Raw genomic sequence first — 22,627 nt, 5'->3', positions numbered from 1 at the left:
GGCAGACGCTTCGCTTCCCGGCACCCGCCAGCAGGCTGCATTTGGAGATACATCCACGCTGGCAGCACTTCCGACGAATGGAGTCCGCCTCTGCACCTTGTGACCGATCTGCCAGTGCCGGGCTTTTTTGCTTCCCCCCGAAGGTCCCGCTCATCTACATTGAACGAAGCCACTTTAAAAACATCCCCCTCACCGTGCGCCGGCACCTTCAGGTTTTACCAGGCAGCGTGATCACCAGTCACAGAAAGAAGTCAAAATGAGCCCCCCTCTACGCATCCTGCACCTTGAAGACAATCCGGACGATGCCGCGCTCATTCTCTACCATCTCAAAAGCGGCGGTCTCTCCTGCACCACCACCTGCGTGCATAACCGCGCTGCGTTTGCAGCAGCTCTGGAACTCGGCGACTTTGATCTGATCCTCTCAGACTACACCCTGCCTGACTTTGACGGCCTCTCCGCCATCTCCCTCGTGCGCGCCAAATGGCCCGATCTGCCCTTCATTCTCGTGTCTGGCACCATGGGGGAGGACTTCGCCATCGATTCTCTCCGGAGCGGCGCCACTGATTATGTCCTGAAAACGCGGCTCTCCCGGCTCGTTCCCGCCGTGCGCCGTGCCATGCAGGAAGTCGCGGAGCGTGCCGAACGCCGGCGGCTGGAGGCCCAGTTCATCGAGGCGCAAAAAATGGAGGTCATCGGCCAGCTCGCCGCCGGTGTCGCCCATGACTTCAACAACATCCTCGGCGTCATCATGGGCTACAGCGACATCATGCTGATGAAGCTCGCCGCCACCGATCCCCTGCGCACTCCTGTCACAGAAATCCGGCGCGCCTCAGAGCGGGCTGCCGGCCTCACTCTCCAGCTCCTCGTCTTTGGCCGCAAACAAAGCGTGCAGCCCGTCATCACCGATCTCAATGTCGTCCTGCGCGATCTGGAGCAGATGCTGCAGCGCCTCATCGATGAAAACATCATCCTGACCCTCGTTCCCGGCACCCAGCCCGGGCACATCATGGCAGACCCCGGCTACATCGGGCAGGTGCTCATGAACCTCGCCGTCAATGCCCGCGATGCCATGCCGGACGGCGGCAGGCTCACCATCGCCACCAGCAGGGTCACGCTGGATGAAAACTTCACCCGCGAAAATCCCGGCGCCACCCCCGGAGACTACATGAGGCTCAGTGTCAGTGACACCGGCAGCGGCATGACCCCTGAAGTCAAGGAGCACATCTTCGAGGCGTTTTTCACCACCAAGCCCGCCGGCAAAGGCACCGGCCTCGGGCTGGCCACATGTCAGACCATCGTCCAGCAGTCCGGCGGCTTCATCACGGTTCACAGTGAGCTTGGCAAAGGCACCCTCTTCCAAATTCACTTCCCCTGCGTCCAGCAGCCACAGGCTCTCACCGCCGCAGCAGCTGCTGCTCCCCCCCCATCATCTGCCGGCGACCCGCTGCCACGCGGCACTGAAACCCTCCTTGTGGTGGAGGATGACCCCTCCGTGCGCCACCTCGCCGTGGAAGTGCTGAAAAACCAGGGTTATCACGTCATCCCCGCCATCAACGGCCAGGAGGGACTCAACCTGGCGCAGACCCACCAAGGGCCGCCGATCAGCCTCGTCCTCACCGATGTCGTCATGCCCGTGATGGGAGGCAAGGTGATGTCTGAGTGGCTCAAGGTCACCTACCCCGGCCTCAAAATCCTCTTCACCTCCGGCTACACGGATGATGTCATCTCACATCATGGTGTGCTGGATGCTGGTGTGGATTTCCTGCCCAAGCCCTACACGCCCGCCACCCTGTCCCGCAAAGTACGCGATCTCCTGAACGCCTGAAGCCTTCATGCAAGCGCCCCTTTCAGCCGCCAAGCCCGAACACCACCGCATCGAGGCCCTCGAAGCGGAACTGCGGGACACTGCGGCCCGCCTCAGCCGTGCGCAGGAGGAGCTGAGCTGGAAAAACGCCTTTCTGGAGGCCCAGGTCAACTCCACCATCGATGGCGTCATCGTCGTGGACCCGCAGGGCCGGAAGATCCTGCAAAACCAGCGTGTCGCCGACCTTTTCAAAATCCCCCGCCACATCGTGGAGGATCCCGACGACACCCGGCAGGTGCGCTGGGTCATGGACATGACCCGGGATCCGGACCAGTTCCGTGAAAAAGTCGTCCGCCTCTATGCCCATCCGTCTGAAATCAGCCGTGATGAAATTGAACTGACAGACGGCACCGTGCTGGACCGCTATTCGTCTCCTGTCCTCGGCAAGGATGGCGCCTGCTACGGCCGGATCTGGACGTTTCGTGACATCACCGAACTCAAACAGAGGGAGGCCGCCCTGCGCGAAAGTGAAGAGCGGGTGCATGCCGCGCTGCGGGCCTCCCACACCGGCACCTTCCGGTGGGACATCCGCTCCAATGAAGTGGTCTCGGATGATGCCATGCATGCGCTCTTCGGCCTGCCTGCAGCACAGACGGTCCGCACCCTGGAGACCTTCCTCGCCACGGTGCATCCCGATGACCTCGCCGGCGTGATCGAACGCTGCCGGCGTTGCGCCAGCGATGGCGCCGATTTTGACATGGAATTCCGCGTCCTCTGGCCGGATGGCAGCCTCCACTGGCTGGATAACAAAGGCAGGACCAGCTTTGATGAAGCTGGCAAACCTGCCTGCATGACGGGCACCTGCGTGGACATCACCACCCACAAAGTGCACGAGGAGTCCCTGCAAAAACAGCAGGCGGAGCTGCGTGTTCTCTTTGACCTGATGCCCGCGATGATCTGGTTCAAGGACACCCAAAACGGTTTCATCAAGGTCAATCAGCGCGTGGCCGAGGCAACGGGCCTGTCCATCGACGAGATCGAAGGAAAAACCGCAGAAGAAGTATTCCCCAAAGAAGCGGCCGGGTATTACGCGGACGATCTGGAAGTCATCCATTCGAAAGCAGCCAAACTGGGCATCATCGAAAAGCTAAGGGGGCCGGAAGGCCAGGAACTCTGGGTGCAGACCGACAAGATGCCGGTCTGCGACAAGGATGGAAAAGTGACCGGCCTCATCGCCATGGTTCACGACATCACCGAGCGCAGACGGACGGAGGAGGCCCTCCGCGAAAGCGAATTCCGCTATCATTCGCTGTTTGAGAACATGCTGGAAGGATACGCGCATTGCCGCATGGTGCATGAGGAGGGACAGGCGCGGGACTTCATCTACCTGGAGGTCAACAGCGCTTTTGAAAAGCTCACCGGGTTGAAAAATGTGGTCGGAAAACCCATCAGCGAAGTCGTTCCCGACTTTTACGAAACCAACATGCCGCTGTTTGAGATGTATGAGCGAGTGGCCTCGACTGGCGAGCCGGAACGCTGTGAGACGCATTTGAAAGCGTTGGGGGTGTGGTTCTCCATCGCCGTTTACAGCCACCAAAAGGGGCACTTCGTCGCCGTCTTTGACGACATCACCGAGCGCAAAGTGGCCGAGGAGGCGCTGCGGGAAAGCGAGGAGCGCTTCTCCGGTGCCTTTGAGCATGCCCCCATCGGCGTGGCCCTCGCCTCTCCCACCGGGCGGTGGCTCAAGGTCAACCGCGCCCTCTGCAAGCTCGTCGGCTATACCGAGGAAGAGCTGCTCACCCGCAGCTTCCAGGACATCACCCATCCCGATGACCTCCCCGACAGCCAGGAGTGCGTGCGCCAGCTCACCACCGGCGAAAGCCGTGTCTATCAGTCTGAGAAACGCTACATCCATGCCGCCGGCCATCTCGTCACCGTGCTGCTCAATGTGTCGCTCGTGCGCGACAGCCAGCAGCAGCCGCGCTACTTCATCGCCCAGATTCAGGACATCAGCGAGCGCAAGCGCACGGAGGAGTCGCTGCGCCTGCTGAGCTCCGCCGTGAAGCAGTCGAAGGAATCCATCATGATCACCGAGGCGCAACTCGACCTGCCCGGCCCGAAAATCATCTTCGTCAATCCCGCCTTCACGCAGATGACCGGCTACACGCCGGCGGATGTCCTGGGTCTCACCCCCCGCCTGCTGCAGGGCCCGCGCACGGACCGCACCGTGCTCGACCGCCTGCGGCGCAGCCTGGAGGCGGGGGACACCTTTTCCGGGGAAACCATCAACTACCGCAAAGACGGCACCGAATTTGTGCTGGAGTGGCAGATCGCCCCCCTCCTCAATTCCAGGAGTGAAATCACGCACTTTGTGGCCATTCAGCGCGACATCACCGCACGCAAGCGCCTCGAAGCCCAGCTCGTGCAATCCCAGAAAATGGAAACCGTGGGCAAGCTGGCCGGTGGCGTGGCCCATGAATTCAACAGCATTCTGACCGCCATCCTCGGCCAGAGTGAGCTGCTCCTCGACGATCTCCCTTCAGCCAGTCCGCTGGCAGGCAAAGTCACCGCCATCAATCAGGCGGCCGGACGGGCCGCCATCCTGACGCGCCAGCTTCTCGCCTACGGTCGCAAGCAAACGCTGCAGACAGAAATGCTCAATCTCAACTCCGTCCTGGCCGGCATGGCAGGCACGGTGCGGCATCTGGCGGGGCATGACATCGACATTCGCAACATCCCCGAGCCTGGGCTCCGCTTGGTGAAGGCGGATGCGGGGCAGATCTCACAAGTCATCGTGAACATCGTCATCAATGCCTGTGATGCCATGTCCGGCGGCGGCAGACTCACCCTCGAAACAGCCAATGTCACTCTGGATCAGGCCAGCGTGGAGCGTTATCCCGACCTCAAGCCCGGTGACTACGTGATGCTCGCCATCTCCGACACCGGCACCGGCATGAGCCCCGCAGTCCAGGCCCGCGTGTTTGAGCCCTTCTTTTCCACCAAAGGCGTGGGCGAAGGCACCGGCCTCGGCCTCGCCACCTGCTACGGCATCATCAAGCAGAGCGGCGGGCACATCACCGTCTACAGTGAGCCCAATGTGGGCACCACTTTCAAAATCTACCTGCCGCAGGTTGCAGCCGCCTCAGGCCCGGTTCCTTTACGCACCACCGTCCCCGGTCTGCCTCATGGCACTGAAACCATCCTCCTCGTCGAGGACGACCCCGCCCTGCGGGAGATGGCCGGCACCTTGCTCCAGCGCCTGGGCTACACCGTGCTGGCCGCCTCCAACGGCATCGAAGCCCTGAGCTTGCAGGAGGCGCACCTCCCCGGCCAGATCGATCTCTTGTTCACCGATTTCGTCATGCCGCAGATGAACGGCAGGGAGCTCGCGGAGCGGGTGCATGCCACCAGTCCGCACACCTGCACCCTCTTCACTTCCGCCTTCACGGCCAACGCCATCACCCATCAAGGCGTCTTAAACCAAGGGGCTCCGCTGCTGCAAAAGCCCTTCACCCCCGCTGCTCTCGCGCAGAAACTGCGCGAAGTGCTTGATCAGCCCCCGCCTGCATCGAAACCGGAAGCCGCAATCTCTTCCAATGGGGCAAACACCCCATAACAATTCCACGCCATCGCCCCGAGTGTGCGCCGCGACATCTCCCACATGGGATGTCCTCACGGAATCATCATGACCACACTCCAAAGGCCCGTTCCCGCCACCGCCCCACCTGCACCGCCCCCTCCCGCAAGCGTCACCGAACGCCTGCACAATGACGCCTTCCTGAAGACTGGAGCCTTGCAGGACGCCATCCTCAACAGCGCCAATTTCTCCAGCATCGCCACAGACGAAAAGGGCGTCATTCAAATCTTCAACGTGGGCGCGGAGCGCATGCTCGGCTACGCCGCCGCCGATGTGCTCAACAAAATCACCCCGGCGGAAATCTCCGATCCGCAGGAGGTTGTCGCCCGCGCCGCAGAGCTCAGCCTGGAGCTCGGCACCACCATCGCCCCCGGTTTCGAGGCCCTCGTCTTCAAGGCCTCACGCGGCATCGAGGACATCTATGAGCTCACCTACATCCGCAAGGACGGCAGCCGCTTCCCCGCCGTCGTGTCTGTCACCGCTTTGCGCGATGTGCATGACCACGCCAGCATCATCGGCTACCTCCTCATCGGCACGGACAACACCGTGCGCAAACAGGCCGAGGCCGAGCAGGAAAAGCTCGACCAGCTCCTCCGTGATCAGCAGTTCTACACCCGCTCGTTGATTGAATCCAACATCGACGCGCTGATGACCACCGATCCCTCCGGCATCATCACCGACGTGAACAACCAGATGGAGACGCTCACCGGCCGCTCGCGTGAAGAACTCATCGGCGCTGCGTTTAAAAACTACTTCACCGATCCCACCCACGCCGAGGCCGCCATCAAGCGAGTGCTCAGCGAAGGAAAAGTCACCGACTACGAACTCACCGCCCGTGCCAAGGACGGCACCGAAACGGACGTCTCTTACAACGCTACCACCTTCCATGATCGCGATGGCATCCTGAAGGGCGTGTTCGCCGCTGCGCGTGACATCACCGAGCGCAAACGCTGGGACAAGGTGCTGCAGGAAAAAACCGTCGAACTCCAAAAAGCCAAGGCCGTCGCCGAGAAGGCCAATCTCGCCAAATCCGACTTCCTCTCCAGCATGAGCCATGAGCTGCGTTCGCCGCTCAATGCCATCCTCGGCTTCACCCAGCTCATCGAGTCGGACACACCTCCGCCCACCGCCTCGCAGAAGGCCAGCATCGATCAGATTCTCCACGCCGGCTGGTTTCTCCTGGAACTCATCAATGACATCCTCGACCTCGCCGTCGTCGAGTCCGGCCGCCTCTCACTTTCGCTGGAGGCCGTTTCTCTGCCGGAAGTCCTCATCGAATGCCAGGCCATGATCGAGCCAACAGCGCAGAAGCGCGGCATCAGCATGTCCTTCCCCAAATTTGAAGGCCCCTGCTTCATTCAGGCGGATCGCACCCGTCTCAAGCAGGTCCTCATCAATCTCCTTTCCAACGCCATCAAGTACAACCGCGCCGGCGGCACCGTCGTGGTGGACTGCGATTTCACCATTCCCGGACGCCTCCGCATCGGCGTCAGAGACACCGGCGCGGGACTTTCGCCGGAACTGCTCGCGCAGCTCTTCCAGGCCTTCAATCGCCTGGGCAAAGAAGCCACCGGCGAAGAAGGCACCGGCATCGGCCTCGTCGTCAGCAAACGCCTGGTGGAGCTCATGGAAGGTTCCATCGGCGCGCACAGCACCGTCGGCACCGGCAGCGTGTTCTGGATCGAACTCGGCTCAGCCGTGGATCCCCACATTGATTTCATCAAATCCGTCACCACCACGCTTACTGCCATCCCCGAGGGCACAGGCAAGCGCACCCGCCTGATTCTCTACGTGGAGGACAATCCCGCGAACCTGAAGCTCATCGAGCAGCTCATCGCCCGCCGTTCGGATCTCCGCCTCCTCACCGCCCAGAATGGTACGGACGGCATCAGCCTCGCCCTTGGCTACATGCCGGATGTCATCCTCATGGACATCAATCTCCCCGGCATCAGCGGCATCGAGGCCATGAAGATCATCCGCCTTGATCCCACCACCGCGCACATCCCCATCGTCGCCCTCAGCGCCAATGCCATTCCGCGCGACATCGAAAAAGGCATCGAAGCCGGCTTCTTCCGCTACCTCACCAAGCCCATCAAGGTGAACGAATTCATGGAGACGCTCAATGAGACACTGGCCTTCGCCGAGAAGAGATTGCTGCAAGCCGCCTGAGCATGGGCCTCACGCCTTTCACCGCGGGTCCAGCAGCGCCGCCATTTCAGCTTAATCCCCCGGCAGCACAGCCAGACGGGAGGCCCCATCCGTTGCACAAGCATGCTCCTGCTTGCCGAATCTTATGACCAGTATGAATGGCGCTCAATTGAGGAGCGGCGTCGTTCGTTTTCGCAGTCCCCTCGCAGCGCCAAGTCCAGCACTCATGCGAACGCGACAGCGTCTTGGAGTGCGGTGGCAGAGATGCACGGCGCAAGCCTGCATCGCCGACACCGCTTTCGCGGGCTATGGCAGGCTCTTTGGCCTGAGCCTGCCATCCGGCCTGCGAAAGCGGCGTCGCGCCCAGGCTTGCCGCACGCACTCCAAGACGCTGCCGCGTGGCTCGGGTGCCTCAGCCATTCAGAACCCACTCTGCCCCCCATTAACTGATCCCCATTCATGACCAGTGCTGACATCTTCGTGGGCCTGCTGCTGGCCGTCGTCATTCTGGCGCTGGTCGCACGCAGACTGTCCCTTCCCTATCCCATCTTCTTTGTCCTCGGCGGTCTGGCTCTCAGCCTCATCCCAAAGCTCCCCGAGGTGCGGCTGGATCCCCAGATGGTGTTCGAATTTTTTCTCCCGCCCCTGCTCTTTCCCGCCGCGCTCTTCACCTCCTGGCGGGACTTCCGGGCCAACCTCCGACCCATCACGCTTCTCGCCGTCGGGCTCGTCCTCTTCACCACCGGGGCCGTCGCCTTGCTGGCGCACTATTTCATGGGCCTGCCGCTGGCCGCAGGCTTCGTGCTCGGTGCCATCGTCTCGCCGCCAGACGCCATCGCTGCATCAGCCATTGCAGACAGCCTGAAGATCCCGCGCCGCATCGTCACCATTCTCGAAGGCGAAAGCCTCGTCAACGACGCCACAGCCTTGGTCGCCTACCGCTTCGCCGTGCTCGCCGTCATCACCGGCTCGTTTTCACTCCCGCATGCAGGCGCTCGTTTTGTCATCATGAGCCTGGGAGGCATTGCCATCGGTCTGCTCATCGGCTGGCTCGCCGAGCACTTCCACAAGCGCGTGGATGACGCCCCCATCGAGGTCACCGTTTCATTGCTCACGCCCTTTGTCGCCTACCTGCTCGCGGAAAAGCTGGAACTCTCCGGCGTGCTCGCCGTCGTCATTGCCGGCCTGTACCTCGGCTGGCGCATGCCCGAGCTGCTGAACTTCAAAACGCGCCTTCAGGGCGGCCCCGTCTGGGAGATGGTCGAGTTCCTCCTCAATGGCTTCGTCTTCATCCTCATCGGCCTGCAGTTGCCCGAAGTCATCGAAGCCCTGTCAGTCCAGGCCATCCCCACTTCCCGGCTCGTGCTCTATGCGCTGACGATCAGCCTCACCATCATCCTCGTTCGCATCCTCTGGGTCTTCCCCGCCATTTATTTGCCGCGCTGGTTTTTGCAGAATCACGCCCGGAACAATCCCACGCCCCGCTGGCGGCATGTCATGATCATCGCCTGGACCGGCATGCGCGGTGTGCTCTCCCTCGCCGCCGCGCTCGCCCTGCCCATCACCCGTCAGGATGGCACCCCGTTTCCCGGCCGTGACTTGATCCTCTTCCTCACCTTCACCGTCATCATCGTCACCCTCGTCGTGCAGGGCCTCAGCCTGCCCTCGCTCATTCGCTGGCTCGGCATCAAAGAAGACAGCTCATCCGCCACTGAAGAACGCAAAGCACGCCTGAAGGCCAATCAGGAAGCCTATGCCAGCCTTCAGGAGATCGATGAAAAAGATCCCGCCAAGGCCGATGCCCTGCAGCGTCTCCGCCTCGAATACCAAGACCACATCCGCCAGGTGGAAGGTGCCGCCTCCGCCACTGCCAGCTCCCCGCTGCGCCGCTTCTCCACCGAATACGAGCGCCTCTCTCTCGCCGCACTCCTGCACGAGCGCCAGACCATCCTCCACCTGCGCAATGAAGACGTCATCAGCGATGAAGTCCTCCGCCGCATCCAGCGCGACATCGATCTCGCCGAAGCCCGCCTCGAGCACCGCCAGTGATGCAGCAGCACATAGAACAGCTTCCGAAACTGATTTCCTGAAAGCGAGCGTGGTGCCCCTCCGCGGCAAACCAAACTCCCCCAGACTCTCCATTCCGAAAAAATCCTGAAATTCTGAAATTCTGTGAATCCTGTCAAAGAATTCACCGCAGGACCTTTCAGGAACAGGAAGCAGAGAATCAACTCAATCTCTGCCACCTCTGCCTCTCAGCCCCTCTGCGGCAAACCGAACTCCCCCAAGTTCTCCATTCCGAAAAAATCCTGACATTCTGAAATTCTGTGAATCCTGTCAAAGAATTCACCGCAGGACCTATGAGGAAAAGGAAGCAGAGAATCAACTCAATCTCTGCAACTTGACTCCTCCGCGGCAAACCGAACTTCCCCAAGCTCTCCATACCGGAAATGAGCTCTGCCCATCGCCATCGCACACCGGCCTCATCACACCTCATCCACCGGTGCGATCCCCTTCAGACTGTCAAAGCTCACCTTCTTCATCGTCGCGATGAACTCCCGCATATACGCCGTCCCCGCCAGCGCACGCGTCGTCGCCGCATTGAGATTTGAAAACAGCCCGCTCTTGCGCACCGGCCTCTGCGCCACATAGCGCCGCTCCAGGTACGGCTGCACCGCCCACCCCGGCATCGCCGCGATGCCACGCTGGCTCGCCACCAGTTGCAAGATCGCCACCGTCAGCATCGCCGTGCGCCTTACCGGATTCACCCCCATAGGCCCCAGCACCTCGCGCACCACATCGATGCGATCATCCGGGATCGGATACGTAATGAGAGTCTCCTTCGCAAAATCCTGCGCCGTGAGGAATTTCTTCTTCGTCAACGGATGCTGATGCGCCAGCAGCGCCAGCACCTCATAGCGAAACAGCGGATGATACACCACGTCCTTGCGCGGCGGTGCTTTGGAAACAATCACCAGATCCGCCTGATCCTCGATGAGCAGCCCCGTGGGATCAGGCTGAAACCCTGAGACCAGATCCATCTCCACCTCCGGCCACGCGATGCGAAACTCATCCATCGCCGGCATCAGCCAGTCGAAGCACGAATGGCACTCCACCGCGATGCGCAACTGCCCCGCCTTCCCTTCCGCAATGCGTGCCACATCCCGCTCGCACTGCCGCATCTGCTTCACGATCTCATGCGCCGTCCCCAGCAGCCGCTCACCCGCAGGGCTCAGCCGCAGCGGGCTGCTCTTCCTCTCAAACAACGGCACCCCCAGATGCGTCTCAATGCTCTTCACCTGATGCGACAACGCAGGCTGCGACAGGTGCAGTCGCCGCCCTGCCTTGGAAAGATTCCCCGTCTCAGCGAGGGCGATGAGGGCATGCAGATGGCGGATTTCGATCATGCCCCATCATAACCATTTTCGATGATGATCCACAAAACTCTCTGGATTGTTAATGCTCCATCCAGCGATAGTTATTGCGTCGCTATGAGCGACAACATCATTCACACACACAATCTGGGCTACCCGCGCATCGGCGAGCAGCGCGAACTCAAGAAAGCCACCGAAGCCTTCTGGCATGGCAAACTCTCACGCGAGGAGCTGGAAGCCACCGGCCGCCGTCTGCGCCGTGACAACTGGGCCAAACAAAGCGCCGCAGGCATCGACCTCATCCCCTGCAACGACTTCTCGTTCTACGATCAGATGCTCGATTTCTCCTGCCTCATCGGCAATGTGCCGCCACGCTTTGGCTGGAAAGGTGAAGACGTCGATCTCGACACCCTCTTCCTCATGGCGCGCGGCTCACGCGGCGAAGGCCACGAAGGCTGCACCCATGGCTGCGGCACACATGAGGCAGCCTTTGCCTGCGAGATGACCAAGTGGTTCGACACCAACTACCACTACATCGTCCCCGAGTTCCGCGCGGACACCCAGTTCTGGCTTGTCGGCAGCAAAGTCTTCCGCGAGTTCGCCGAACTCAAAGCCCTCGGCCTGCGCGCCAAACCCGTGCTGCCCGGCCCCGTGACCTACCTTTCCCTCGGCAAAGTCCAAGACTCCCAGCATCCCGACTTCGACCGCTGGACGCTGCTCGACGGACTGGTGTCAGTCTATGAAAAAATACTGCAACGCCTCGCTGAGCAAGGAGCCGAGTGGGTGCAAATCGACGAACCCGTCTTCGCCCTCGATCTCTCCGCACAGCAGCGTGACGCCATCGTGGATGCCTGGCGTCGCATCGCTGCCGCCGCGCCCGGTTTAAAAATCATCGTCGCCACCTACTTCGGTGCCCTGCGGGAAAATCTGCCGCTCTTCCTCTCGCTCCCCGCGCACGCCTTCCACGTGGATTGCGTCCGTGCTCCGGCAGAGCTGGATGAAGTGCTGGAACATCTGCAGCAGGATAAAATTCTCTCCCTCGGCGTGGTCGATGGTCGCAACATCTGGAAAAACGACTTCACCAAATCCCTCAAGCTGCTCACCGCCGCGAAGGCCGCGCTCGGCACGCAGCGCCTCTGGGTCGCCCCTTCATGCTCGCTGCTGCATTCACCCGTCACACTCGCCTCCGAGCCCGCGCTCGATGCGCAGATCGAAAACTGGCTGGCCTTTGCCGATGAAAAACTCACCGAGGTCGTCACCCTCAGCGCCCTGCTGCGCGGCACCTCCCGCAGCGGAGTTCGGGAGGCCAATCAAGACGCCATCCACAGCCGCGCCACCAGCCGCCGCACGCACAATCCCGAAGTCCGGGCACGCCTCGCTCTCATCACAGATCAGGATGCACGCCGTCATTCCCCCTTCCCGCAGCGGCAGCTCTTGCAGCAGTCCCGTCTTGCCCTGCCCGAGTTCCCCACCACCACCATCGGCTCCTTCCCACAAACCGCCGAAGTCCGCTCCATGCGCGCCCGCTGGAAGAAAGGAGAGCTCACCACCGCCGAGTATGAAGTCTATCTGGAAAACGAAACGCGCGCCTGCGTCTCCTTCCAGGACGAGATCGGCCTCGACATGCCCGTGCATGGCGAGTTCGAGCGCAATGACATGGTCGAGTACTTCGGCGAGCAGCTCGACGGCTTCCTCTTCACCGCCAACGGCTGGGTGCAGAGCTACGGCACCCGCTGCGTGAAGCCCCCCATCATCTACGGCGATGTCAGCCGCCCCGCCCCCATGACTGTGCGCTGGTCGAAGTTCGCGCAGAGCCTCACCCCACGCCCCATGAAAGGCATGCTCACCGGCCCCGTCACCATCCTGCAGTGGAGCTTCGTGCGCGATGACCAGCCGCGTTCCGAGACCACACGCCAGATCGCCCTCGCCATCCGCGATGAAGCCGTGGACCTCGAAGCCGCCGGCATCGCCGCCATCCAGATCGACGAGCCCGCCATCCGTGAAGGCCTGCCCCTGCGCCGCATCGACTGGGCTTGGTACCTCGACTGGGCCGTCACCGCCTTCCGCCTCAGCGCCAGCGGCGTGCGTGATGACACCCAGATCCACACCCACATGTGCTACTCCGAGTTCAACGACATCATCGCTGCCATCGCAGACATGGATGCCGACGTCATCACCATCGAAACCTCACGCTCCAACATGGAGCTCCTCGGCGCTTTTGTGGACTTCAAATACCCCAACGAGATCGGCCCCGGCGTCTATGACATCCACTCCCCGCGCGTGCCCTCCGTCAGCGAAATGGAAAACCTCATGCGCAAAGCCGAGGCCGTCATCCCTCGGCGCAATCTCTGGGTAAACCCCGACTGCGGCCTCAAAACACGCGGCTGGGCCGAGGTGAAAAACTCCCTCATCCACATGGTGCAAACCGCCAAAAAACTGCGAGCCACACAGTCGCAACATGCCGTGTAGTACCACGATCTATTGAAAACAGGTCTGTTTTTCTCTGCCGTGATCGCCCTTCTTCGCAGCAACCCCAAAGGGGTTGCGTAGTTGAGCCCAGGGTCTGATCTTTCTTCGATAATGCAGACACTCAAAATAGGGTTAGTTGAGTTGGATGATTTTTTCGAAGTTGGCAGGTGATTGGAAGCCGAGGGAACTGTGGAGGCGAGTGGTGTTGTAGAAGGTTTCGATGTAGTCGAAAACCATGAGATGGGCCTGGGCACGGGTGGCGGGTATCATTGAACCAAAGCACTCGGCTTTGAGGGTGGCCCAGAACGATTCCATGGCGGCGTTGTCGTAGCAGTTGCCTTTGCGGCTCATGCTCTGGGTGATCTGGCAGAGGTCGAGACGCTGGCGAAAGGCGGCGCTGGTGTACTGGCAGCCGCGGTCGCTGTGGTGGAGCAGATCTGGCAGCGCGGCGGCGGGCCGTGCTTGAAGGGCACGGTCAAGGGCCTGGGTGGTCAGTTCGGTGGCGAGGCTGTCGTGGGTGCTCCAGCCGATGATGCGGCGGCTGCAGAGGTCGAGCTCGGCAGCCAGGTAGAGGAAGCCTTCGCCAGTGGGCAGATAGGTGATGTCAGTGAGCCAGACTTCATTGAGGCGGGTGACTGCGGGGTGCTTGAGCAGATGATTGGGCGACACCGGAGAGGCTTTGTCGGCCACGGTGGTGCGAGGCACGAAGCGGCGTTTTTGCTGCACATAAAGGCCCTGCTGGCGCATGAGCCGGGCGATGCGGTTTTTGCCGTGGCGTGCCCCTGCATGGCGCAGGGCGTGCATGATGCGCGGGCTGCCGTAGGTGCGGCGGCTCGCGTCGAAGGCGGCGCTGATCTGGCCGCCGAGCGTGGCGTCCTGACGGCGACGCTGACGCTGGTTCTTGTGCTGGTGGGCATAGTAACCGGCGGGGCTGATGGCCAGGGTGTGGCAGGCTTCACGAATGTTCATGGCAGGTCGGTGCAGGCGCAGCTGGTCGATCAGTGCGTAGCGTTCGGCGGATCCTGGGCAACGATGGCCAAGGCTTTTTTTAAAATGTCACGCTGACGAATGACGGCGTCGAGTTCACGGCGCATGTCGGCGAGTTGCACGGCGAGCTCCACGGTGCTGGCTGCGCCTGCGCTCGTCCCTGCGGCGCTGCGCGCCTGGGGGCTCGCTACGGCGCAGCCAGCACCGTAAATCTCCTTCCAGTCGCGCAGGTTCCATTGCGAGACGCCCAGCTCGCGGGCGAGCTGGGTGGCAGAGCGCCCCTGCTGCAGCAGCGCGACAGCATCGCGTTTGAACTGCTCTTCATACTGACGTCGCTTCGCTTTGACCTGGGGCGTTTGATGTGTTGCGGATCTGTTCATGCTTTGTGGGAGTTTACCCCTCTTTTCGTGTCTGCATAAACGAAGGAAGGTCAGGTCAGCCGAGCCTCAGCGAGGCGACCCTGGGTATGTCAGACAATCCGGTCAGCAAACCCAACGCTCCTCACCACCACGCCAGGTTCCAGCAGCGTCTGCAACGCACCCCGCCGCACGTCTCTCACGCGGGCAACCATTCACACCATCGTTCGATTAGCCGCCTCTGAAAACCCACGGCAACCGCCCTCAACAAACGGCCATTCATTTCAGGCCTGTCTTCAACGACTCTGAATCTAATCCGCCATGCACATCCAAGACATCCTCTCCGCCGCACGTGGCACCACCACGTTCTCCTTCGAGTTCTTCCCGCCACGCTCCCCCGTGGCGGTGCAGACGCTGCAAAGCACGCTCGATTTCCTCGCACCACTGCGTCCCGCCTTCGCCAGCGTGACCTACGGCGCAGGCGGCGGCACGCGCGAGCTCACTCAAAGCCTCGTGGCCGAGCTGACACAGAGCGATGTCTTTGATCCCATCCCGCACCTCACCTGCGTGGGCCACAGCGAGTCTGAAATCATGGCTCTGCTCATGCGCTACGCCGCCGCCGGAGTCAGCAACATCCTGGCTCTGCGCGGCGATCTCCCTGCGGGCAAATCAGACAGCGGAGTCTTCACCCACGCCGCCGAGCTCGTTCGCTTCATCAAGCAGTTCAATGAGCGCGGCCTTCACCCACACCCACGCGGCTTCGGCATCGGCGTCGCCTGTTTTCCTGAAGGCCACCCCGCCACCCCCAATCGCATGACCGAGATGGATCACCTCAAAGCCAAGGTGGATGCCGGCGCCGACTGGCTCTGCACTCAGGCCTTCTTTGACAACGCAACCTTCCACGACTTCCGCGACCGCTGCGCACTCGCAGGCATCACCGCGCCCATCCTCGCTGGCCTCCTCCCTCTCACCACCGCCGCCGGCATGAAACGCATGGCCGCACTCGCCGGCGGCATGCGCTACCCCGCCCGCCTCATCCGCGCCCTCAACCGCGCTGGCGATGATCCCGAAGCCTTCCGCCGCATCGCCCTCCACCACGCCACCGAACAATGCGCCGACCTCCTCGATCACCACGCCGACGGCATCCACCTCTACACCCTGAACCAGGCCCAGCCCGTCCTCGGCATCTTCTCCAGACTCGGCCTCTGCCGCAGCGCAGCCACCACCAGCATCACCTAGAGTAGGTACACACCCCATCGCGGCGCTCACTCTCCAGTGCCTAGTTTTGGGACCATGAAAGACCCCATCTACAAAACCCTCGAGCTGACCGGCACCTCTTCCAACACCATTGAAGAAGCCGTCAACAAAGCCCTCAAGCGCGCCCACAAAACCATCAAGGGCCTCCGCTGGTTCCAGGTCATCGAGACGCGCGGCAGCGTCGAAAAAGGCCAGGTGCACCAATGGCAGATCACCCTCAAAGTCGGATTTGAAGTCCTGGACAAGTAAAACCCGTCCTCTCAGCTCTGCCGTGGTCCCTCACGCAGATCTTCCCGCGTCAGCCTCGTCTCGCCGAACAAGCTGCTTTTCAGCGGCACCATCAGGCTGAACATGCAGGCCCCTGCGGCGCTCAGTCCGCCTCCCATGAGGCATCCTTCCACCGCGCCCACCAGCCAGCCCACCATCGGTTCCGCCACCCTCAGCGGGCCGGCCGTCTCGTTATCGAAAAACGTGGAGCCCACCAGCCAGCCCCACACCCCGCCCCAGAAAGCTCCCAGTCCTCCCCAGCACTTCACACGTCCCAGCTTGCTGAAGCCACCTGCCGCAGTCTCGCCCGCGCTGCGTTCACACCCCGCGAAGGAGAGCTGCTTCATCTCACACACGCAGCGCTGAAAGTGCCACGTGTCGGCTGCGGGTTCTTCATGAGACTTGGCGGTCGTCAAAGCGGTATCTTCAGGAGGATTGGGATTCATACTCTTGCAGGGGTCCTTGTTTCATCGGTACAAGCCGCATTTTAAGCATCACATGCACCCTCTTTCGATGGGGTGTTCGCCCCATTTTCTCGGCTTCGTACCCGTTCCTTACGCAAAGTAGGTTTACACCCCATGGCAGCGATCCGCCCTCAGGGTGCAAAATGATTTCGCCATGATGACGCACAGCAAAACCCACATTCTCGCCCGTCTTGAAATCGGACTCCGCACCGATGCGAAACGTTTGACCAAACTGGAGGACGAATTGATGCACGTCCTTCAGCGTGGCCGTGGTCTCGGCACCGAATACGGCTCTCCCGGAGACTGGAGCAATGCCTGGGGCCATCACTGGGATCTCGTGGAGCGCATTCTGTGCCGCATTCACGACCTTGTCAGTGAGGTGCAGGCCGGCATCCAGAGCCACGACACAAATCGGCATGAAAAAGCCCTGCAAACGTGGACCAAGCTGCAAATTGAAGACACCCGGCTTGAGCAGACCCTGCAAGCGCTGCAAGGCCAGGCTCTAGGTCTCAATGCCGCGGCCCAGTCCGAATGGGCCGCCATAGCCCGGAGCCTTGAGACGCATCTGCATGTCATTCACAACTGCACCGATGCCATGCGCATCAAACTCGAACTGCTGAAGACCAACTCCAGCGTGGAGGTCGATGAGCAGGTGCAAAAGCTCCTGCTCCGCCTCTCCAGCTCCCCTCAGCTCCAAAGCAGCGGCTCCATCGACAGCAACGAGGAGTACCAGCATGCCGCCGTCGAGCTCCAGCAGGAGAAAAACAAATTCATGGGCTTCATCGATCTCGTCAAATGCATGTTCCTCTGGACCGACTCCACCCAGGAGCGCGCCGACAAAAACACCCCGCAGGAATCCTTCTGATCCGAGCTTTCCCCTCATGAAAACCAACATCGGCCTGTGGATCGACCATCGCAAAGCAGTCATCGTGCTCGAATCCATCGCGGGAGAAGAGATTCACATCATCCTGTCAGACGCAGAGCGCCAGCCGGGCCGCATCACTGGCACACGCTCCACCGCTTCATTTGAAGCCCAGAAGGTCCAGGCCGACGACGTCTCCCAGCGCAGGTTCACCGCAGATCTCCATTATTACTACCAGGAGGTGGTGGCTCTCGTGCATCATGCCACGTCCCTGCTCGTTTTCGGCCCCGGCGAGGCCAAGGGCGAACTGGTCAGGGAACTCGAACCTGCCATGCCCAAAGGCTTCCCCGTGGCCGTCGAATCCGCAGACAGAATGACCGACCGCCAGATCACCGCCCACGTCTGCGATTTTTTCAAAGAAGCAGATTCAGTCGTCCCTCTGCATTAGTTTCACCCTCTCCGCATGAATCCATTTTCTCAGCCTGAGATCACCGCATCGAGAGCTGCGGAAGTCTGGCCTCCTGAGACCGTGCTGGCCATGAACATTTTCCTGCTGCAGCATCCATTACTCGACGTGCAGCCCTGGTTTGAAGAGCAGGTCGCTGCACATTGCGCGGGCTCACCCCACGGCAGGCGCGTGGATTCCTCGCCCGCCGCTTGAGTCATCAAACTCAAGCTCTCCCACACCCGGAATAGCGAGGACGGCAATGCCGCGCACAACCATGCATTAACGATCCATCCTCACAGCCTCCTGAAACTGACAGCCACAGACAGAACGGGGTGAACACCCCATGGTTCTTCTGCCGCCGCTGTCCCAACATACCATCGTAAAGCATTTACCTCCCTCCTCCTAATGAACATCATCGTTATCCTTCTCATCCTCCTTCTTCTTGGAGGCGGTGGCTACGGCTTCAGCTCCGGCAACCATTTCATCGGCGGCGGTGCCAGCCTCATCGTCATCATTCTCATCGTCCTTCTCGTCACCGGGCGTCTCTAAAAATTAACGTCCCAATCCATCCCTCTATGAAACATCTCTCATTCCTTTTCATTCTCCCCCTGGCCCTCAGCCTCGGCATCTCCTCCTGTGTGGGCCCCGGCTATGCCGGTGGCGGCGGTTACGCCGGTGGCGGCTACGGCAATGGTTACGGCGGCGGCGGTTTCAACACCTACTCCACCCTGCCCCGCAACTACAGCGGCAGCGCCTACAATCACAACGGGCGCTATTACTCCGGTGGCCAGTATCAAACCGGCAACTACAACCACCAGGGGCAGAACTACACCAGCCGCTACTCCCACAACGGCCAGCACTACTACGGCGGCAGCCATCAGCATTACACCCCGCAGCACAACAGCAGCTACAACTCCAACCTGCGCGTCAACACCCCTGTCCTGCAGACTCACGCAAACAGCCAGTTCATGCAGGGACGCCGTTAATCAACGTCCGGCATGCGTGCGTGTGTAATCCACACTCACCTCATTCCCTCAACAGGGGCAGGTCTAACCACCTGCCCCTTCTCGCATTCAATGCTTCGATGAATCTTCTGAAATGGGGACCATTCTTTTGAGGCTTGCATAACAAGGCTGACATCATTGCCTTGAAGGCCAGCGGCCTTCCGTATTTCAGCCCACGGCTGCCGAGCTTCAGCGAGTGCTCCCCTCTGCCAGCCACTCCGGCAGCAAACCCAGCACGCCTCCACACGACGCCGGGTCCCAGCAGCGTCTGCTCCGCCATTGCGCCGCAGGTCGCCTCTTTTTATCACAAAGGTCAATCTCATCGCGGCCTCCCGGAGGGAGCAGAGAAATGACATCACGATCCGCTGAAAACAGGTCTGTCTCTGAGGGCTTTTGAAAAGGGGGCATGCGATGTGGCAGCAGCCCACGATTGGACGAAGGATTTCAGGGACGCGCACATCGCATCCCTACCATCCAAAGCATCGCGTGCCGCAGGGCTGGTAGGGAACCGCTGTGCGGGTCCGAAGTTTCGGGTCTATGGCGTCGCGGGCGCTCAAAAAGGTGCGCCGTCCATGGAATGTGGAAAGGCAGTCGATGTGGGCCGTTGCCGCGATGGTTCCAAGTGTAATATAATGCCACAATCATTGGAAAGCAGCTCAGCCTCTCAGCTTGAGGCTGCATCAAGACTCCTTTTCAACTGCTGATGGTATTAGCCGGTGGTGAAGCGAAGCGGTGCAGCGTGAACCACCTGACTCCGCCATGAAACAATCCCCCTTCAGAATCGCCTGCCGAAGGTAGGCGAGAAGCATTCCGCCACCCAGCGCAAACGAGAATCCCTCGCACGCTTCTCTCACACCACCACGACACCTTTCCGAACTCTCAATCAATCCGCACCCGCACGCAGCGCACCCACCTCCATAAATCCCGCCGGCGTAAACTCACGGTCACTAAAACTCACCCCATGCTTCACACTCGCGCCATTCACCTCAGTCACGCTTCCCTGCCCGGCCCCGCTCACCGTGAGGTTCGCCGGCACGGCCTGCTTCTTGTCATTGCTGACCACCCGCGTCGTCTCGATCCTCCGCACCAGCTTTCCTGACGCACTGTACTTCTCCACACGCAGCGGCACCTCACGGCGGCGATCCACCCACGTGCGCACGCTGCCATAATTAGAGCGCTCTCCTTTGCCTGGCTTCGATTCCAGCACGTCACAGCTCACACGGTTCACCATTTCCGTGCCAACAATCGCCTGCTGCTTCCAGAGAAAGAAATTCTCCACCACATCGGCATAACTCAGATCACTGCCCAGCAGCGCATCCTTCATCTGGCTGCCGTCAAGAGTCCGCACCGTGTTCGGCGGCACAAACACCGTCCCCGTCGCGCCCCCATCGCCCATCTTGCGCAGCAGCACCGCCTCCCCCGCCCGCTCCTTCGGCCACAGCACCTGATACACCACTTCCGTGCCCGCACTGCTGCGTCGCTGTTTGATCTGCAGTTGCAGCGTGGACTTGCCAGCCCCCTGCACCTCCATCTTCAGCCTCACCACAGACGCGCCATCCTGTTGCATCGCCCCCAGTTTCGCAGCGAGTCCATTCGCAGCATCATCCGCATGGGCGGACATCGCCAGCAGCACAGGACAGATCAATCGAAGAAGAGTTTTCATAATGAGGTATTGAGGTAAAATTTCAGCCCTGCATCGCAAGGCTCGGTGTCAGTCGTGAACTCCGCCACGCAGGATACAGCCCGCTGATGACGCCCACCACCACCGCCAGGCCGACGGCCACCGCCATCAGTCCCAGGTTAAAATCCGGCTCCAGCATGCCGTGGATCGCCGGGAGCGTCTCCAGCACCTTCACGCCAATCGTGCCGATGATCACTCCCACGATGCCGCCCAGAAATCCCAGCAGGGCCGACTCCCACAAGATCATTCGAATCACGCGCCCCGGCTTCCAGCCGATCGCCAGCAGGATGCAGATCTCCTGCTTCCGTTCAAAGACCGTCATCAGCATCGTGTTCATCACCCCCAGCACACCCACGATCACCGCCAGCAGCGAAGTCCCCCAGCTCATCGCGCTGATGAAACGAAACGCCTGGCTGTTGCCCAGATGCTCCCCCGCCACCATCGCTCGCGCCTCGGGCGCGGCCGCATTGATCTTCTCGCAAAGCTCCTTCATCTGCTCCTCGCTCAGCCCCGGCGCGGCACGGACGTCGATCACGTTGATCCGCCCTTCGTTGCCCGTGATGTTTTGAAACAGCGCCAGCGACAGAATCACCGATCCGTTCTCCACCATCGCGCCGCCATCAACGATGCCCGTGACGATCAGTTCCTTCGTTTCGATCTGCAGCGTGTCGCCGACCTTCTTCTTCAGCGTCTCCGCCGCCGTCTGCCCTAGCACCGCCGCCGCCTCCATACCATCCTGTGGCATGCGTCCGGAGATCAGCTTCAGGTTCTGCCAGGAAAAGCCGCCCCACTCACGTGCCGACACCACCATCATTGAGGCATCCTCCACGCTCGTCAGATCCGCATAGATGGAGCAGGCCTCCGCCACCTGCGGAATTTTCACGATGCGGTCGCGCACCTCGGAGCTGAACGGTTTCGGCGCCAGCGCGTTGCCCATGTTGCTCACAACGATGTCCGTACCGCGCACCTTCATGCCCGTCGCCCAGCTGGCTTCAAAACCGCGTGATATACCGACCAGCGCCACCACGGCGCCGATCCCGACGGAGATGCCCACCAGCGTCAGCCCGGTGCGCACAGGGCGTCGCAGCAGGCCGCGCGTAACAATGGAAAAAAAGTTCATATCAGGCTGCGGGTGTGGGTGTTTGTTGATCAGCCACGATCAGGCCGTCCTTCATCTCGATGGTTCGGGTGGCCATGCGCGCGATGTTCAGATCATGCGTCACCAGCACCAGCGTCATGTTTTGCTCACGCCGCAGCCGGATGATCAGCTCCAGAATGTGCTTCGAATTTTCACTGTCCAGATTCCCCGTGGGTTCATCTGCCAGCAGCACCCCGGCTCCATTGGCCAGACTGCGGGCGATCGCCACCCGCTGCTTCTCACCGCCGGAAAGCTTCGTGGGGAAATGATTCAGGCGATGCCCCAGACCCACGGACTTGAGCAGCTCCACGGCCCGTTCAGATCGTGTGCCAACAGGCCTGTCCGTTTCAAACATCGGCATCTGCACATTTTCCACCGCCGTGAAAGTCGGCAGCAGATGGAAGGCCTGGAAAATGATGCCTATCTCACGGGCGCGGTACGCCGAAGGGTCAGTCATCTCGGCCATCGAGCTGCCGCGATAATGCAGGATGCCCGCGCTCGGCACATCCAGCGCACCCAGCATCTGCAGCAGCGTCGTCTTGCCGCAGCCGCTCGGGCCGATGATCACCACAAACTCTCCCTGCGTGATGCGAAAGTTCACCCCGCGCAGCGCCTGCACGCTGCCCTCATCGTATTCTTTTTTCAGACCGCGCGCCTCGAAGACGAGCGCGGGTGATGCGGTTGTATGGGATTCTGTTAAAGGGGCTCTCATGATTTCTTGGGTAGGACCG

At 61.0% G+C, this 22,627-nt stretch carries 19 protein-coding genes; 12 read left to right on the top strand and 7 right to left on the bottom strand.

The annotated features are described in order from the left end of the window. Positions 1-256 precede the first annotated feature (256 nt). The 4 genes from AC3RLQ_RS02625 (at position 257) to AC3RLQ_RS02610 (ending at position 9,638) form a co-directional block, all read left to right on the top strand. Positions 257-1,825, top strand: a complete 1,569-nt coding sequence (locus AC3RLQ_RS02625) for a response regulator (protein ID WP_493034065.1) — start codon at positions 257-259, stop codon at positions 1,823-1,825. A 7-nt stretch (positions 1,826-1,832) separates the two neighbouring features. After that, positions 1,833-5,420, top strand: a complete 3,588-nt coding sequence (locus AC3RLQ_RS02620) for a hybrid sensor histidine kinase/response regulator (RefSeq protein ID WP_493034064.1) — start codon at positions 1,833-1,835, stop codon at positions 5,418-5,420. Positions 5,421-5,489: 69 nt separating this feature from the next. Beyond that, positions 5,490-7,610 carry a hybrid sensor histidine kinase/response regulator gene (locus tag AC3RLQ_RS02615; protein ID WP_493034061.1) on the top strand — a complete coding sequence of 707 codons (2,121 nt, stop codon included), beginning with the start codon at positions 5,490-5,492 and terminating at the stop codon, positions 7,608-7,610. 438 nt (positions 7,611-8,048) lie between these two features. Continuing rightward, on the top strand, positions 8,049-9,638 hold the full coding sequence (locus AC3RLQ_RS02610; RefSeq protein ID WP_493034059.1) for a Na+/H+ antiporter: 1,590 nt from the start codon (positions 8,049-8,051) through the stop codon (positions 9,636-9,638). 437 nt (positions 9,639-10,075) lie between these two features. Here the strand turns inward: AC3RLQ_RS02610 and AC3RLQ_RS02605 are convergent, their stop codons facing one another. Then, positions 10,076-10,996, bottom strand: a complete 921-nt coding sequence (locus tag AC3RLQ_RS02605; RefSeq protein WP_487685476.1) for a LysR family transcriptional regulator — start codon at positions 10,994-10,996, stop codon at positions 10,076-10,078. Between the two features lie 84 nt (positions 10,997-11,080). Between AC3RLQ_RS02605 and metE the strand changes: the two genes are divergently transcribed. Further along, the gene (gene metE, locus AC3RLQ_RS02600) at positions 11,081-13,432 is read left to right on the top strand and encodes a 5-methyltetrahydropteroyltriglutamate--homocysteine S-methyltransferase (protein ID WP_493034057.1); all 2,352 of its coding nucleotides are present in this window, start codon (positions 11,081-11,083) and stop codon (positions 13,430-13,432) included. Positions 13,433-13,564: 132 nt separating this feature from the next. On the opposite strand, the gene AC3RLQ_RS02595 is transcribed toward metE, so the two are convergent. Next, the gene (locus tag AC3RLQ_RS02595; protein WP_493038741.1) at positions 13,565-14,422 is read right to left on the bottom strand and encodes an IS3 family transposase; all 858 of its coding nucleotides are present in this window, start codon (positions 14,420-14,422) and stop codon (positions 13,565-13,567) included. Positions 14,423-14,430: 8 nt separating this feature from the next. Then, positions 14,431-14,799, bottom strand: a complete 369-nt coding sequence (locus AC3RLQ_RS02590) for a transposase (protein ID WP_493030056.1) — start codon at positions 14,797-14,799, stop codon at positions 14,431-14,433. Between the two features lie 297 nt (positions 14,800-15,096). Here AC3RLQ_RS02590 and AC3RLQ_RS02585 point away from each other — a divergent pair, with 297 nt between their 5' ends. After that, positions 15,097-16,014 carry a methylenetetrahydrofolate reductase gene (locus AC3RLQ_RS02585; protein ID WP_493034055.1) on the top strand — a complete coding sequence of 306 codons (918 nt, stop codon included), beginning with the start codon at positions 15,097-15,099 and terminating at the stop codon, positions 16,012-16,014. 54 nt (positions 16,015-16,068) lie between these two features. Further along, the gene (locus AC3RLQ_RS02580) at positions 16,069-16,281 is read left to right on the top strand and encodes a dodecin (RefSeq protein WP_493034054.1); all 213 of its coding nucleotides are present in this window, start codon (positions 16,069-16,071) and stop codon (positions 16,279-16,281) included. A gap of 11 nt (positions 16,282-16,292) precedes the next feature. Here the strand turns inward: AC3RLQ_RS02580 and AC3RLQ_RS02575 are convergent, their stop codons facing one another. Beyond that, complete coding sequence (locus AC3RLQ_RS02575) at positions 16,293-16,745, bottom strand: general stress protein (protein WP_493034052.1); 453 nt, start codon at positions 16,743-16,745, stop codon at positions 16,293-16,295. A gap of 172 nt (positions 16,746-16,917) precedes the next feature. On the opposite strand from AC3RLQ_RS02575, the gene AC3RLQ_RS02570 reads away from it, so the two are divergent. The 5 genes from AC3RLQ_RS02570 to AC3RLQ_RS02550 all read left to right on the top strand — a co-directional run bounded on the left by AC3RLQ_RS02570 (position 16,918) and on the right by AC3RLQ_RS02550 (position 19,059). Next, positions 16,918-17,628 (top strand): hypothetical protein, encoded by a 711-nt coding sequence (locus tag AC3RLQ_RS02570; protein WP_493034050.1) that lies wholly within the window; start codon positions 16,918-16,920, stop codon positions 17,626-17,628. 16 nt (positions 17,629-17,644) lie between these two features. Beyond that, positions 17,645-18,073, top strand: coding sequence for a hypothetical protein (locus tag AC3RLQ_RS02565; RefSeq protein WP_493034048.1), 429 nt, complete (start codon positions 17,645-17,647; stop codon positions 18,071-18,073). Positions 18,074-18,088: 15 nt separating this feature from the next. Beyond that, entirely contained in the window at positions 18,089-18,286 is a 198-nt protein-coding gene (locus AC3RLQ_RS02560; RefSeq protein ID WP_493034045.1) for a hypothetical protein, read from the top strand. Between the two features lie 192 nt (positions 18,287-18,478). Next, positions 18,479-18,622, top strand: a complete 144-nt coding sequence (locus AC3RLQ_RS02555; protein WP_422320226.1) for a DUF3309 family protein — start codon at positions 18,479-18,481, stop codon at positions 18,620-18,622. 26 nt (positions 18,623-18,648) lie between these two features. Beyond that, complete coding sequence (locus tag AC3RLQ_RS02550) at positions 18,649-19,059, top strand: hypothetical protein (RefSeq protein WP_493034042.1); 411 nt, start codon at positions 18,649-18,651, stop codon at positions 19,057-19,059. 901 nt (positions 19,060-19,960) lie between these two features. On the opposite strand, the gene AC3RLQ_RS02545 is transcribed toward AC3RLQ_RS02550, so the two are convergent. Genes AC3RLQ_RS02545 through AC3RLQ_RS02535 form a run of 3 tightly spaced genes read right to left on the bottom strand, consistent with a single transcriptional unit; the run spans position 19,961 to position 22,608 of the window. Further along, positions 19,961-20,740: an outer membrane lipoprotein-sorting protein gene (locus tag AC3RLQ_RS02545; RefSeq protein WP_493034040.1), complete on the bottom strand. Its 780-nt coding sequence runs from the start codon at positions 20,738-20,740 to the stop codon at positions 19,961-19,963. Between the two features lie 22 nt (positions 20,741-20,762). After that, the gene (locus tag AC3RLQ_RS02540; protein ID WP_493034038.1) at positions 20,763-21,878 is read right to left on the bottom strand and encodes an ABC transporter permease; all 1,116 of its coding nucleotides are present in this window, start codon (positions 21,876-21,878) and stop codon (positions 20,763-20,765) included. A 1-nt stretch (position 21,879) separates the two neighbouring features. Next, positions 21,880-22,608 (bottom strand): ABC transporter ATP-binding protein, encoded by a 729-nt coding sequence (locus AC3RLQ_RS02535; protein ID WP_493034037.1) that lies wholly within the window; start codon positions 22,606-22,608, stop codon positions 21,880-21,882. Positions 22,609-22,627: the final 19 nt, after the last annotated feature.

It is taken from the genome of Prosthecobacter sp. GW821-HT29F12, from assembly GCF_058803405.1.
The sequence above is the reverse complement of the archived record's forward strand: the minus strand, read 5'-3'. Positions and strand labels throughout refer to the sequence as shown.